Consider the following 13,286-nt stretch of genomic DNA (forward strand, 5'->3'; position numbering starts at 1 on the left):
CCCCCTGCGGCAAGGCTTAGGTGGTGACCAGATCCCCCTCCACCCATGGCATGGCCCGCCGGCTCGCGGCGCAGGCCGCGGTGGAGGAGGCCTCCCATCCTGCCGAGACCACCCGATCCCAGGCCGAGACCCAGGCCCGGCTTCAGGTGCTCATCGAGTCCCGCGCGATCTGGTGCGCCATCGGTGGTGCGCTCATCGGGCTGGGACTGGGATTCCTCGTCTTCACCGACCACCGGCCCCCGCTGGCCGGAGACGGATCCATCCAGGTCTTCGGCTCCATCGTCGGCGGGGTCACTGCGGGGCTCGCCTTCCTGCTGGGCTTCTCGCTGAACACCCGGTTGGCGAACATCTGGCTGGGTCAGCGACCACGCATCCGTCAGGTGATGGACACCCTGGCGCTGCTGGTGGTGCATGCCTCGATCGCCGTGATGGTTGCGCTGGGCCTCTTCCGGGTCTTCCAGGAGGCGTTCATCGGGCTGACCGTGGACCATATCGCCGGCGCGGTGCTGCTGGCCATCGTCGGCGGGACCTCCGGCTATTTCAGCTTCAACTCCGGGGCGCGGATCAATGCGTTCACCCTCTCCACGCTGCTGGCGCTGTTCACCGCCTCCGGGGTGCTGGTCTCGATGATCTTTGCCGAGAACCCGTTCTGGTGGCACGTGATGTTCTCCGAACTGGGCACCGGCCAGGCCGGGCTGACCTCCTTCTGGACCTTCAACACCACGTTGGTGGTCTCCGGAACGATCATCACCACCCTGACCGCGTTCATCACCCGGGATCTGGAGATCTGGTCCGATCACATCACCGGCACTCGCGATGAGGCGCTGGAACAGCGGCAGGCGGGACGACGGCGCGGCGACGGCAGCCTGCCCCTGGTCGCGCGGATCAGCGCCGGGTTCAGCCGCCGCGTCTCCAGGCCGCGGATCGGCATGATCCGGGCGGTGATGATCAGCATGGGCGTCTGTCTCGCCGGGGTCGGGCTGGTGCCGATCAGCCTGCACCATGACATCCACGTGCTCTTCACCGCCGGCTTCGGTCTGTCCTTCCTGATCCTGCTGATCGGGATGCCGTTCCTGCTGCCCGGGTTCCCGCGCACCTTCTACCTGATCAGCTACCTGGCCGCCGCGGCCGTGGCAGGCGCCGCGGCGCTGTGGGAGCCCATCGGCTATTACAACCTGACGTCCCTGGAGCTCATCGGCGCCGCCGTGCTGTTCTCCTGGATGGTCGTGTTCATCCGCAACATCGCCGCCCTGGTCGCCCAATTGAAAGGTCCCCTCTCATGATGCGAGCCGCCGTCGTAGGGTCCGGTCCCAATGGACTGACCGCCGCCTGCCTGCTGGCCCAGGCCGGCTGGGAGGTCACCGTCTACGAGGCGGCCGACGCCCCCGGTGGGGCGATGCGCTCGGCGCAGCTGTTCGCCGGGGAGCTCGGTTCGAGCGGCCCGGGAGGTGCGGTGCCCGGTGGGGAGGGCGTGATCAGCGACCTGGGAGCCAGCGTGTTCCCCTTCGGTCCGCCACCGGTCCCCGGACTGGCCCGGCATGGCCTGGAGTACCTGCACGCTCCGATCCCCGCGGCCCATGGGCTCGACGACGACGCCGCACCGGCCCTGCTGCACTCCTCGGTGCGCGCCACCGCCGAGGGGCTGGGTCCCGACGGTGCGGCCTGGACCCGGGTCTTCGGGCCGGTGGCGAGGGACTGGGACCAGGTGCTGCGCGCCGGAATGACCCCGATCACCGCGCCGTGGTCCAATCTGCAGTCCGACACCGCCGCGCGACGACTGCAGTCCCTGGCGCAGATCGGGGTCCGCGGGGCCTGGCCTTCGACCTGGTTGCAGCAGATCTTCGCCCAGGACCCGGCGAAGGCGCTCTTCGCCGGACTGGCCGCGCATGCGACCACGGATCTTCGCCGCCCCTTGACCTCGGCATTCGGGCTGCTGCTGGGTGCCGCCGCGCAGGTCAACGGCTGGCCGGTGGCCCGGGGCGGCTCCGGTGCGGTGGTCCGCGCGCTGGTGGCGGAGCTGGAATCCCATGGCGGCAGGGTGCTCACCGGCCGCAGGATCACCGGGCTGGATGATCTGCGTGAACCCGGGAGCACCGGTGTCACGAGCCACGCCCCTGACGCGGTGCTGCTGGATCTGACCCCGGCGCAGCTGCGCAGCTTCGGCGGGCTGCGACTGCCGCGCGGATACTCGCGGGCGCTGCGTCGGTGGAACTACGGCACCGGCATCGTGAAGGTCGACTATCTGTTGGAAGGTCCGATCCCGTGGCGGCATCGGTCGATGGGCCGGGCCGGGACGATCCACCTCGGCGGCGGAGCGCGGCAGATGGCGAACGCGGAGGCCGCAGCGGTGCGCGGCACCCTGCCCGGGCGGCCCTATGTGCTGCTGACCCAGCCCAGTGTGGCGGATCCCTCCCGGACCCCGGATGAGCGCACCGTGGCCTGGGCCTACGCACATGTCCCCGGCGGGCTCGGCGAGCCTGCCTCGGCCCGCACGGCGACGATGATCGAAGCCGAGATCGAGTCCCAGGCCCCTGGATTCGGCGGCTCCGTCCAGGCCCGGAAGGTGTGGAGCCCCGCGGCCCTGCAGGAGTGGAACCCCAACCTGGTGGGTGGTTCGATCAGCGCCGGCGCCCCGACGCTGCGCCAGTTCCTGGCCCGCCCAGCGCCGCGCGCAGATCCCTACCGGGTGCCGCGGGCCGGGGATGCGGCGCCGGGCACCCCCGAGGGCGTCCCGCACGGGCTGCTCGACGGGGCCCAGTACCCGGAGGTCTACCTCTGTTCTGCCGCCACGCCACCGGGAGGTGGAGCCCACGGCATGGCCGGGTTCCACGCCGCCCAATCGGTGCTGCGCCGGCACTGAGCCCTGAGCTGCGCTGAGCCTGGCGCCGGCACTGCGCCCTGCGCGGCGCTGAGCCCGGCGCCGCCGGGGTCAGAAGCCGCTGAACGCCAGCAGCCCGGCGACCACCAGCATGATGGCGCCGACGAAGATGTCGAGCACCTGCCAGGTGCGTGGCCGGTTCAGCCACTTGGAGAGCACCGCGCCGCCCAGGGCCAGCGAGCTGAACCAGAGGATCGAGGCGATCACTGCGCCGGCCGCGAAGAGCCAGCGCTGATCCCCGAAGGTGTTGGCCATGGTGCCCAGCACCACCATCGTGTCCACCCAGGCGTGCGGATTCAGGATGCTCACGCTGAGCCCGGTGGCGGCGATCGAGGAGATCCGAGTGACCTGGACCTGCTGCGCCTGCTTCAGGGCGGTGCCGCCCGAGCCGGAGGGGGAGGGCGCGTCGTCGTCCTGGCTGGAGAGTTCGACGTGAACTCCGGGCTTCAGCGCCTGCCCGGCGTGGCGGGCGGAGCGGAAGGAGCGGTAGGCGAACCAGGTCAGATAGGACACGCCCAGCCAGCGCAGCACCTCCATCAGCCAGGGCGCATGATCGAGCACCGCGCCGACGCCGGCGGTGCCCAGCGCGATCAGCGCGATGTCGCCAAAGACGCAACAGGCCACCGCCAGCAGCACGCGGTCGCGGCGCAGGCCCTGGCGCAGCAGCCAGGCGCTCTGCGGGCCGATCGCGACGATGAGGGCCAGGCAGGTCAGGAGTCCGGTGAGCAGGATGGTCATGACTCCATCCTGGGCCTCGCGGCACCATCCGCACCAGCTCATGATCCTTCACTATCTGAAGCAACACTTCATATTAGGAGGGTAGCCTGAGGGCATGAACACTGATCACCTGCGGGCCTTCGTCGCGGCGGTGGATGAGGGGACCTTCGATGCCGCCGCCGCACTGCTGCAGATCTCCGGCTCCGCCTTCTCCCAGCGGATCAAGGCGCTGGAGCGGGAGGTGGGCCACGTGCTCGTCACCCGCACTGTTCCGGTGGTGCCCACGGAGTCCGGGGCGGAGCTGCTGCGCATCGCTCGGCAGACCGTGATGCTCGAAGACGAGGCGCGGCGCAGCCTGGGTTTCCACCGGATTCCCGGGGAGCCGGCCCCGACGGTGACCCTTTCGGTGGCCGTGAACGCAGACTCCCTGGCCAGCTGGTTCCTGCGGGTGCTGCAGGAGGCCGCCACCTGGGATGACGTGGAGCTGCACTTCTACGCGGAGGACCAGGAGCACACCCATGAGCTGCTGCGCAACGGCACCGTGTCGGCGGCGGTGGCCGAGAATCCCGCACCGGTCTCCGGGTGCCGCTCCACCGTGCTGGGCGTCATGCGCTACTGGCCGGTGGCCAGCACTGAGCTGCTGGACCGGCACCGGTCGGCCTCCGGGACGGTGGACTGGCATCGGGTCCCGCTGGTGGAGTACGGCATCCGCGACTCGCTCCAGCGCACCGGACTGCGCCGGCTGGGCGTCACCGGGACTCCGACGACGCATATGGTCCCCTCGGTGGAGGCCTATAACGCGGCCGTGGGCTACGGGCTGGGCTGGGGCATGATCCCTGAGTCGATGATGCCGCCCGGGGTGAAGGAAGGGACTCACCGTGATCTGGCGGTCGTCGAGGAGATCGGGCTGCAGGAGACCACGTTGCACTGGCAGCACTGGTCCAGCACCACCTCCGCGATGGACCGGCTGAGCGCGGCGGTGCGCCGGGCTGCCGCGCGGATGCGCTGAGCGGGAAGGCGGAGGCGAGGAAATCTCTAAGTCCTTCAAATTTTGAGGAATGGAGTGGGAGTCATCGGTGTTGCACCAGCCATGACCATCAGCACAGAGCGCCACAGCGACCAGTTCGAACTCGGCCTGCACACCTTCGGGGACGTCACCAAGACCCTCGACGGCGAGCGGGACGTGCCGCAGCCCCAGGTGCTGCGCAATGTCCTGGCGGAGGCCAAGATGGCCGACGCCTCGGGGGTCGATGTGATAGGCATCGGCGAGCATCACCGTCCCGACTACGCGATCTCGGCACCCGATGTGGTGCTCTCCGCGATCGGCGCGGCCACGGAGCGGATCAAGCTCACCTCCGCGGTCACCGTGCTCTCCTCCGATGACCCGGTCCGCGTCTACCAGCGCTTCGCCACCATCGACGGGCTCACCAACGGTCGCGCCGAGGTCTCCCTGGGCCGCGGCTCGTTCATCGAGTCCTACCCGCTCTTCGGCTACGACCTCTCCGACTACGAGCAGCTCTTCGAGGAGAAGGTCGAGCTGTTCAACCGGCTGCGCTCCGAGGGCCCGATCAGCTGGCAGGGCAAGACCCGTGGCTCGCTGAAGAACCAGGAGATCTACCCCAAGACCGATCACGAACATGGTCTGCCCACCTGGATCGCCGTGGGCGGCACCCCCAATTCGGTGGTCCGAGCCGCCCGCCACGGGCTCGGCCTGGAGCTGGCGATCATCGGTGGAGCCCCGGAGCGCTTCAGGCCGCTGGCCCAGCTCTACCAGAAGGCGCTCGATGAGTTTGGTCACAGCGGCAACCGCCGGATCGCGGTGCACTCCCACGGATTCGTGGCACCCACCGACGCGGAGGCGCTGGACGTCTTCTACCCGTCCTGGGCCGAGTCGATGGCGAAGCTCGGCCGCGAGCGCGGCTGGGGCAACGGCCACCCTTCCCGGGCGCAGTTCGAGCAGGAGGTCCACCAGGGAGCCCTGTATGTGGGCTCTCCCGAGACGGTGGCCAGGAAGATCGCACGGACCCAGAAGCTGCTGGGCAACAGCCGCTTCGGCATGAAGTACGGCAACGCCAGCCTGGCCCACGAGCACATGATGAGCGCCGTGGAGCTCTACGGCACCCAGGTCAAGCCCCTGGTGCTGGACATGCTCAGCGAGTCCTGAGCGCGTTCCGAGGTGGTGTCCCGGCCCACTGAGGGTCCGGACACCACCTCGGAACGGGACGGTACTGTGGTTCCATGGCAGCGCAGGAGACGCATGAGGATGCGCAGGAAGAACCCGGCACCGGAACGGCCCCAGGGCAGCAGGACACCCAGAACCAGGGACAGGTCGATCAGTACTCCGAGACAGACCTGCCGGTCCGCGACGGCAGCATCGTGGTCTACTCCGATCCGGGACGAACCTCGCTGCTGGTGCGCAAGATGCTCCAGCGGCCCGAGCGCGGCCGCAACTCCGGCTGGGCGCGCGGGGCCGAGGTCACCCAGGAGCAGGTGCTGCTCCCGCTGCGCGAGGACGCCACCCTGGACCTGGTGGTGGCCAAGCGCTGGGCCCGGGAATCCGAGGCCGATATGACGGTGATCGTCACCGAGATCCCCCGCATGGCCGGGGAGCGGCCCAAGACCGCGGAGCTGCACTTCTCGGAGCGACTGGCGATCATCTCGCTGCCCGCGCTGGGACCGACCTTCATCATGCACTCGCTGCGCCGTGAGCTGTACCGAGTCGTCACCGCCCTGCTGAACGAGTCCGTGGACGCCGCGCGTCAATACGGCGGGTACTACGCGCATGTCGAGGAGCAGAAGGGCGACGACACCTTCTTCATCTCCCCGGGGATGCTCTTCCCCGGCCGGTTGTGGATGACCCTGGGAATGGTCGCGGCCAACGAGCCGCTCTGGTCCCTGCCCAAACTCTCCGGCGTCTTCGCCGCCGCGGCCGCCACCGGCGCCTTCGGCGTCTTCTTCACCACGATCTGGGAGATGGCGAACTTCCTGCCGCACTGGCGCCTGGCCATCGTCTCGGTGGCCGCCGTGAGCATCGTCAGCGCCTGGCTGATCATCAGCAATCGGCTCTGGGACCGATCCGCCGCCGTCGGAGGCGCCCGAGAAGCGGCGATGTACAACATCTCCACCGTGGTGAGCCTGCTGACCAGCGTCACCGCGCTCTACCTGGTGCTCTTCAGCTCGATCCTGGTGGTCGGGCTGCTGCTGATCGAGCCGGGGTTCATGGCCGAGATCCTGGGGGAGGGCACCCGGTTCATGAACTATGTGGAGATCGCCTGGCTCTCGGCGTCGCTGGGCACCTTCGCCGGCGCCATCGGGGCGAACTTCGATGACAGCGTGGACCTGAAGAATCTCACTCAGGGGTCCCGCGAGCTGCAGCGCTACCCCAAGGACGCCGAGCAGCGCTGAGTCCTGCTGGTCTGGTCCGGCTAGCCGAGGAAGGTGAGTCCCCAGATCGCGAGCAGGCCGAACCCGGCGCCCCAGAGGATCACCGAGACCAGCATCCAGGCCATGACTGCGTGCCGTGAAGCCCCGAAGGAGACCATCAGCGGGGCGGTGAACTGGCTGGGCAGTGCGAGCGGTCCCAGGATCGAGACCCCCGGCACGCCGAAGCGATCGAAGATCCTCCTGACCTTCTCGCGCTTGGAAGACTTCTCCGGGTCCATCTGCTGCGGTCGCTTGTGCAGGATCGCGGTGCGCACCCAGTGGGCCACGTAGACGACCAGGATCAGCGAGAGCATGTTGCCGATGACGGCGGCGAGGATCGCCACGGCCGGGTGCATCCCGGCCAGGATCCCGATCGGGGCGCCGAAGAAGGACTCCACAAAAGGAATGGCGGAGACCAGGATGACCCCAAGCCACTGAAGCGCCGGTGGCATGCCCTGGGTCCACTCCTGCAGGCCGAGGACCCAGTTGTCCTCCCCGGTGGAGGCGAGCTCTGTGGCAAGTGTGAGTGATTCAAGCATTGCTCCAGTATTTCGCAGAACCGCGCGGGTCACGTCAGCCCGAGGGGTGACCTGCGCATGCGCCCGGATGCGTACAGGGGCGTATGTGCACTTGTGCAAATGTGTACCGATGCATAAGATGCACTGGTGCAAGAAAATTTGACGCTGCGTCGACGCAATCACCGTGACACCTGGAACGCGATCCACCAGGCCGCCTTCGCCCTGGCCTCCGCCGATGGCCCCGGGGCAGTCACCGTGGATGAGATCGCCACCCGGGCGGGAGTCTCTCGCAGGACCTTCTTCAACTATTTCCCGGTGAAGGAGGACGCCGTGCTGGGGACGCGCGCTGCGGAGCTGGACCCGGTCGTCGTCGAACGCTTCCATGCCTCCACCGAGGACGAGCTCACCCGTGTGGTGCAGCTCTTCGTCGCGGTGGTGCGGACCTGTCTGCCGGAGGAGACCGCGGCCCAGCGCCGCGCGATCATCGCAGAGCACCCGCAGCTGCGCGCCCGTCTGGCCGAGCTGCTCGCGCAGGTGGAGCGGCTGGTGTACTCCGCGGTCCATGCCGAGGCGGACCAGGGCGGGATGCAGCTGCCCGAAGGTGCGGGCGCCCACGCGTTCGAGGCACTGCTGGCGCTGGCCGGGGGCATCACCAAGTTCGCCTTCTCGCGGTATCACGAGTCCGGCGCGGAGAGCCTCGATCCCTTCATCGGCGAGACCATCGCCCTGTTCAGAAAAGTCGTGGAGACCACCCGATGACCAACCCAGAGACCGCTTCGCCGCCCAAGGCCATTCCGCCGTCGGAGGGGGAGGCCGCAGCCGGTGCTGACACCTCCGGTGGCAGTGCCGCGAACGCAGGCACCCCGCCCGAGCCGGAGACCGGGCACCTGAGATGGATCTTCAGCGCCCTGATCCTCGCGATGCTGATGGCCTCCCTGGGCCAGACGGTGCTGGCCACCGCGCTGCCGACCATCGTCGGCGAGCTCGACGGGGTGGAGCACATGGCTTGGGTGATCACCGCCTTCATCCTCGCCTCGACCGTGATGATGCCGGTCTACGGCAAGCTCGGGGACATGTTCGGGCGCAAGCCGCTGTTCATCTTCGCGATCATCGCCTTTGTCATCGGCTCCGCGCTCGGCGGCGCCGCGGACAACATGGCCCAGCTGGTCGGGGCCCGCGTGATCCAAGGCATCGGTGGTGGTGGACTGATGATCCTGTCCCAGGCGACCATCGCCGACGTCGTGCCGGCGCGCGAGCGCGGCCGCTACATGGGAGTCATGGGCGGGGTCTTCGCGTTCTCCTCGGTCGCCGGACCGCTGCTGGGCGGCTGGCTCACCGATGGCCCCGGCTGGCGCTGGACGCTGTGGATGAACGTGCCGCTGGGCATCCTGGCGCTGATCGGGATCGTGTGGCTGCTGAAGCTGCCGCCGCGCGAGCCCGAGGCCCGCGGTCGCATCGATGTCTGGGGGATGGCGCTGCTGGGTGTGGCGACCACCGCCGTCGTGCTGGTGGCGACCTGGGGCGGCGGCGAATACGCCTGGACCTCCCCGATGATCCTCGGTCTGCTCGCCGCGCTCCTCGTCTCGGGCCTGCTCTTCACCTGGATCGAGTCCCGGACCCCGGAGCCGATCCTGCCGCTGATGCTCTTCCGGAACCGCAACTTCGTGCTGACCATGATCGCCGGGCTGATCACCGGCGTGGCGATGTTCGGGGCGCTGGGCTACATGCCCACCTACCTGCAGATGGTCACCGGCTACAGCCCGGCTCAGGCAGGCATGCTGATGATCCCGATGATGGGCACTCTGCTGGTGGCCTCGATCATCGTCGGGCGCCGGGTGAGCAAGTCCGGACGATACAAGAAGACCATGGTGATCGGCAGCGTGATCACCGCGCTGGGCCTGGGACTGCTCTCCACGGTCAGCGCCGACTCTCCGGTGATCCTGGAGTGCCTCTACCTCGGGGTGCTCGGCCTGGGCCTGGGCTGCACCATGCAGCTGCTGACCCTGGTCGCGCAGAACTCCTTCGCGCTGCGTCACGTGGGGACCGCGACGGCGGGGCAGAACTATTTCCGCCAGGTCGGGGCCACGCTGGGCTCGGCCGTGATCGGCTCGCTCTTCGCGACCCGACTCACCGAGATGCTCACCGATCGGCTGCCCGCCGACGCCGCCGGAGGAGTCGGCGCGAACTCGCTGACCCCGGAGCTGGTGCGCGGGCTGCCGGATTCGATCTACACGGTGGTCGTGGAGTCCTATAACGAGGCGCTGGTGCCCTTGTTCCTCTGGATGGTGCCGCTGGCGCTGATCGCCACCGTGATGCTGCTCTTCGTGGAGGAGAAGCCGCTGGCCACGACGCTGGACCGGTGAGCCGGAGGGCTGGTCCCGCGCCCCTCTCTCGCCCGCCCCGCCCATCCGCCGGGTCGCCCCAGCCCGCCCATCCGCCGGGTCGCCCCGGTCCGCCCATCCGCCGGCCATCCATTGTGCAATTTGAGCGCCGCAACGCCCGGATTCCGAGGAGAAACCTGCACGAATTGCACACTCGATGTCTCAGAGGTGATCTGGGTCCACCGCGCGCGGAGCTCCGGGTCTCCGGATCCGCCGGAGGACGCTCTCCACTGCGCCGGTGACGCCGAGGATCGCTGCCGTTCCCAGGCTGCTGCCGATGAGCACCATGACTGCGCCGACCATCCAGAGCCCGGTCATGTCCTCCGCGGCGGCGGTCACGCTCCAGGCCAGGGTGAACGACGGCGGCAGCAGCAGCGCCGCCTTCCAGTGCCGCCCCCAGGAGGCCGGCACCGCGACGGCCAGCAGCGTGATGCCGCAGCCGATCACCTGCCAGGCCTCATAGGGGCCGGACGCCAGCCCGGTCACCGGGTCCACCTGATACTCCTGGTCCCATCCCATCCACGCGAACCAGGCGCCGGCGGAACCGAGGATCACGAAGACCGCCCAGGCCAGGAAGCGCGGGCTTCGCCATGAGTGGCGCCGCCCAGTGGGTCCCGGCGGCGAAGCAGTCGTCATCGCGTCAGTATGTTCGAGACCTCGTCAGTCGAGGCCCGACACGCTGGCGCCACCGTCGAAGGGAGACTTCGGCAGCGCGTGCTCCGGCCTGGCGAATCTCGTGATGCCCAAGACCACGAGCGTCCCCATGACGCTGCCGATGGCCATGAAGCCCGCCCCCACGAGCCAGAGGCCGGTGATGTCTTCGTTGCTGGCGGTCACGCTCCACGCCAGAGTCAGCGACGGCGGCAGCAGCAGCACCGTGGGCCAGTACCGGTTCCAGGATGTCACCACCGCGATCCCAAGGAGCAGGACGCCGCAGACCAGGAACTGCCAGGGCACCGGCGGGCCGTGTTCCACCCCGGTTGCCGGGTCATAGGTGTAGCCCAAGTGCCAGGGCAGCAGGGCGAGGGTCCCGAACCAGGACCCGGCCGTGCCCAGGACGACGAACCCCGACCATGCCGCCGTGCGACGCAGGCGTGCCGGCCAGGAATGGCGGGCCGCTGCCGCTTCTGGAGGGATCTTCATGGCGCCATTATGTTCGACCCTGACGTGGCCCCTCGGTCCGCCACCCCGCTATCGAGTGTGCAATATGAACGCCACTGCGCGCGGATCCGGGCCGAGAACCTGCACGAATTGCACAATGGATGGGGGAGGCCCCCAGCAAGCATCGACCCACCCCACGGCGTTTCTACGCCCTGTAGTAGACTCACCCGCATCAGCCGAGGGAAGGGGTCTTCTGTGGTCAATGCCGCGGACTTCGACCCTTCGCCGCGCCGCGTGGCCGGCCCCGCGCGGCTGACCCGAGGCCTGCTGGCCGCCGCGCTGGCCATCGGCTCCGCAGCGGTCTCCCACACCGCCGCCGGGCATCACATGCCGCACTGGATCGTGCTGACCCTCGCGCTCGCGGTGAGCCTGCCCGTCTGCGCCTCCCTCGTGGCGGTCCGGCTGAGCCGCGTCAGGCTCGGCGCCGCCGTCGTGTTCAGCCAGGCGGTGCTGCACGGGCTCTTCGCTCTTTTCCCGGCCGCCGGCGCTTCCGATGGCGCCGCAGAGCCCAGCGGCCCAGCAGCAGAGGCTGCAGCCCAGACCGGACATGCGGCGCACGATCACAGCCTCACCATCACTGCGGTGGCGGACTCCAGCACGACCGCCCAGGTGCTGCCCGACGCGCCGATGCTCCTCGCCCACGCCCTGGCGGCACTCTTCACCTTCGCGGTGTTCCGCCGCGGCGAACTGATCCTGCAGGCACTCAGCGCCCTGCTGCTGCTTCGCCCGATCTTCCTGCTGTTCCTGCACCCGATCGCGCAGACCGGGCCTCGCGCCATCTGCGCGCACAACTCCTTCACCACCGTCATCCTGCAGGACCTCTGGCTCGGAGGCGGCGCGCAGACACTGCGCGGTCCGCCGGTCCTCGTGAGCTGAGACCACCCTGTGGTCCCCACGGCACGACGCCGGGGACCAGTCACTTCACGACGGAAAGCACCGAACTCATGTCATCCTGCGTACCCACAGCCCGCAACGCCACGACCGGTCGCCAGCGCGCCGGTCGCATCACCGCGCTCTCCGCCACGGCCGCCCTCGGCCTGGCGGTCACCACTATGGCCGCCCCCGCCTGGGCCCACGATTCACTCATCGCCTCCTCCCCTGAGGCAGACGCGGTGCTTCAGGAGAGCCCCGAAGAGATCACTCTGGAGTTCTCCGGCGGCGGCCTGACCACCGGGGACTCCATCACCAATGTCATCGTGGTCACCGATGAGGGCGGTGAGAACTGGGAGGGCGAGACCGAGGTCGAGGGCGCGACCCTGTCCACCGAGCTCGCTGAAGAGCTTCCCGGAGGGGACTACACGGTGGCCTATCGGGTGGTCTACTCCGATGGGCACGCCGAGGAGCAGTCCTTCGGCTTCGAAGTCGCTGAATCCGAGGCGGAGCCCACCCCGGGAGCCTCTCCGGAATCCACTGCTGAGGCTCCAGATCCGGAGGAGACTGAAGCGGAGGCTGAGACCGAGACCGAATCTGCCGCGCCGGCAGAGGACGAGGACGCCGACTCCACCCCCGATTCCAGCGCCGCTGACACTGATGAGGCGGAGGAGCCGGTCGCAGGGGACACCGCTGCTGACACGCAGCAGGATTCCGGTCTGCCGGTCTGGGCGGTCGTCGTCGGTGGCATCGTCGTGGTCGGACTGCTCGCCGCGATCGCGACCGCTGTGCTGCGCGGGCGCAAGAACCCTCGCGCCTGACTCGGTGCCGTTCCTCGGGATCTTGAGAGGACCAGTCCAGCTGCCCTTCTGAGTGTTCCGTCGGATGCTATTGAATAGAGAGATGAACTCTATGATCTCCACGATTCTCAATGTCATCTGGCTTCTCTTCGGCGGCCTGTGGCTGGCCCTGGGCTACTTCCTCGCCGGGATCGTCTGCTGTCTGCTGATCATCACGATCCCCTTCGGCATCGCGTCCTTCCGAATCGGGGTCTACGCACTGTGGCCCTTTGGCCGCACGATCGTGGACCGCAGCCCTCGAGGTGCGGGGCCGTTGACCACGATCGGCAACGTGATCTGGGTCCTGGTGGCAGGGATCTGGATCGCCATCGGCCACGTGCTCACCGCGATCCCGATGTTCGTCAGCATCATCGGGATCCCGCTGGGCATCGCGAACCTGAAGCTGATCCCGGTCTCGCTGATGCCGCTGGGCAAGGTCATCGTGCCTTCCAACGCGGTGCTGCCGACCTACCGCCACGCCTGAGCCCTCGGTGGCCAA

14 protein-coding genes are annotated in these 13,286 nt (G+C 68.8%); 10 read left to right on the top strand and 4 right to left on the bottom strand.

The window, feature by feature from the left end:
* Nucleotides 1-23 precede the first annotated feature (23 nt).
* The gene (locus tag I2487_RS13650; protein WP_207170143.1) at nt 24-1,283 is read left to right on the top strand and encodes a hypothetical protein; all 1,260 of its coding nucleotides are present in this window, start codon (nt 24-26) and stop codon (nt 1,281-1,283) included.
* Nucleotides 1,280-2,860: a phytoene desaturase family protein gene (locus I2487_RS13655; protein WP_207170142.1), complete on the top strand. Its 1,581-nt coding sequence runs from the start codon at nt 1,280-1,282 to the stop codon at nt 2,858-2,860. Before I2487_RS13650 ends, I2487_RS13655 begins: the two co-directional genes overlap by 4 nt.
* 69 nt (nt 2,861-2,929) lie before the next feature.
* On the opposite strand, the gene I2487_RS13660 is transcribed toward I2487_RS13655, so the two are convergent.
* Nucleotides 2,930-3,616, bottom strand: coding sequence for a LysE/ArgO family amino acid transporter (locus tag I2487_RS13660; RefSeq protein WP_207170141.1), 687 nt, complete (start codon nt 3,614-3,616; stop codon nt 2,930-2,932).
* A gap of 94 nt (nt 3,617-3,710) precedes the next feature.
* Here I2487_RS13660 and I2487_RS13665 point away from each other — a divergent pair, with 94 nt between their 5' ends.
* The 3 genes from I2487_RS13665 to I2487_RS13675 all read left to right on the top strand — a co-directional run bounded on the left by I2487_RS13665 (nt 3,711) and on the right by I2487_RS13675 (nt 7,000).
* On the top strand, nt 3,711-4,604 hold the full coding sequence (locus I2487_RS13665; protein WP_207170140.1) for an ArgP/LysG family DNA-binding transcriptional regulator: 894 nt from the start codon (nt 3,711-3,713) through the stop codon (nt 4,602-4,604).
* 81 nt (nt 4,605-4,685) lie between these two features.
* Entirely contained in the window at nt 4,686-5,759 is a 1,074-nt protein-coding gene (locus I2487_RS13670; RefSeq protein WP_207170139.1) for an LLM class flavin-dependent oxidoreductase, read from the top strand.
* A 74-nt stretch (nt 5,760-5,833) separates the two neighbouring features.
* A complete protein-coding gene (locus I2487_RS13675) occupies nt 5,834-7,000 on the top strand; it encodes a hypothetical protein (protein ID WP_207170138.1) in 1,167 nt (388 codons plus the stop codon).
* A 20-nt stretch (nt 7,001-7,020) separates the two neighbouring features.
* Here the strand turns inward: I2487_RS13675 and I2487_RS13680 are convergent, their stop codons facing one another.
* Complete coding sequence (locus tag I2487_RS13680; RefSeq protein WP_255546415.1) at nt 7,021-7,557, bottom strand: small multi-drug export protein; 537 nt, start codon at nt 7,555-7,557, stop codon at nt 7,021-7,023.
* Nucleotides 7,558-7,683: 126 nt separating this feature from the next.
* Here I2487_RS13680 and I2487_RS15590 point away from each other — a divergent pair, with 126 nt between their 5' ends.
* Both I2487_RS15590 and I2487_RS13690 read left to right on the top strand, forming a co-directional pair.
* A complete protein-coding gene (locus I2487_RS15590) occupies nt 7,684-8,295 on the top strand; it encodes a TetR family transcriptional regulator (protein ID WP_345941440.1) in 612 nt (203 codons plus the stop codon).
* Complete coding sequence (locus I2487_RS13690) at nt 8,292-9,899, top strand: MDR family MFS transporter (RefSeq protein WP_207170137.1); 1,608 nt, start codon at nt 8,292-8,294, stop codon at nt 9,897-9,899. Before I2487_RS15590 ends, I2487_RS13690 begins: the two co-directional genes overlap by 4 nt.
* 180 nt (nt 9,900-10,079) lie before the next feature.
* On the opposite strand, the gene I2487_RS13695 is transcribed toward I2487_RS13690, so the two are convergent.
* Together I2487_RS13695 and I2487_RS13700 are read right to left on the bottom strand one after the other, a co-directional pair.
* Nucleotides 10,080-10,553 carry a hypothetical protein gene (locus I2487_RS13695; protein ID WP_207170136.1) on the bottom strand — a complete coding sequence of 158 codons (474 nt, stop codon included), beginning with the start codon at nt 10,551-10,553 and terminating at the stop codon, nt 10,080-10,082.
* Nucleotides 10,554-10,577: 24 nt separating this feature from the next.
* The gene (locus I2487_RS13700) at nt 10,578-11,060 is read right to left on the bottom strand and encodes a hypothetical protein (RefSeq protein ID WP_207170135.1); all 483 of its coding nucleotides are present in this window, start codon (nt 11,058-11,060) and stop codon (nt 10,578-10,580) included.
* A gap of 213 nt (nt 11,061-11,273) precedes the next feature.
* Here I2487_RS13700 and I2487_RS13705 point away from each other — a divergent pair, with 213 nt between their 5' ends.
* The 3 genes from I2487_RS13705 to I2487_RS13715 all read left to right on the top strand — a co-directional run bounded on the left by I2487_RS13705 (nt 11,274) and on the right by I2487_RS13715 (nt 13,271).
* Nucleotides 11,274-11,954: a hypothetical protein gene (locus I2487_RS13705; RefSeq protein WP_207170134.1), complete on the top strand. Its 681-nt coding sequence runs from the start codon at nt 11,274-11,276 to the stop codon at nt 11,952-11,954.
* Between the two features lie 68 nt (nt 11,955-12,022).
* A complete protein-coding gene (locus tag I2487_RS13710) occupies nt 12,023-12,769 on the top strand; it encodes a copper resistance CopC family protein (RefSeq protein WP_207170133.1) in 747 nt (248 codons plus the stop codon).
* Nucleotides 12,770-12,863: 94 nt separating this feature from the next.
* The gene (locus tag I2487_RS13715) at nt 12,864-13,271 is read left to right on the top strand and encodes a YccF domain-containing protein (RefSeq protein WP_207170191.1); all 408 of its coding nucleotides are present in this window, start codon (nt 12,864-12,866) and stop codon (nt 13,269-13,271) included.
* Nucleotides 13,272-13,286 lie beyond the last annotated feature (15 nt).

Source organism: Nesterenkonia sp. E16_10, assembly GCF_017347085.1.
Taxonomy (GTDB): Bacteria; Actinomycetota; Actinomycetes; order Actinomycetales; family Micrococcaceae; genus Nesterenkonia.

Coding starts and splice junctions, on each gene's coding strand:
- I2487_RS13700 (WP_207170135.1), bottom strand. CDS start 11,060: ATGAAGATCCCTCCAGAAGCGGCAGCGGCCCGCCATTCCTGGCCGGCA.
- I2487_RS13670 (WP_207170139.1), top strand. CDS start 4,686: ATGACCATCAGCACAGAGCGCCACAGCGACCAGTTCGAACTCGGCCTG.
- I2487_RS13660 (WP_207170141.1), bottom strand. CDS start 3,616: ATGACCATCCTGCTCACCGGACTCCTGACCTGCCTGGCCCTCATCGTC.
- I2487_RS13655 (WP_207170142.1), top strand. CDS start 1,280: ATGATGCGAGCCGCCGTCGTAGGGTCCGGTCCCAATGGACTGACCGCC.
- I2487_RS13695 (WP_207170136.1), bottom strand. CDS start 10,553: ATGACGACTGCTTCGCCGCCGGGACCCACTGGGCGGCGCCACTCATGG.
- I2487_RS13710 (WP_207170133.1), top strand. CDS start 12,023: ATGTCATCCTGCGTACCCACAGCCCGCAACGCCACGACCGGTCGCCAG.
- I2487_RS13680 (WP_255546415.1), bottom strand. CDS start 7,557: ATGCTTGAATCACTCACACTTGCCACAGAGCTCGCCTCCACCGGGGAG.
- I2487_RS13675 (WP_207170138.1), top strand. CDS start 5,834: ATGGCAGCGCAGGAGACGCATGAGGATGCGCAGGAAGAACCCGGCACC.
- I2487_RS13690 (WP_207170137.1), top strand. CDS start 8,292: ATGACCAACCCAGAGACCGCTTCGCCGCCCAAGGCCATTCCGCCGTCG.
- I2487_RS13665 (WP_207170140.1), top strand. CDS start 3,711: ATGAACACTGATCACCTGCGGGCCTTCGTCGCGGCGGTGGATGAGGGG.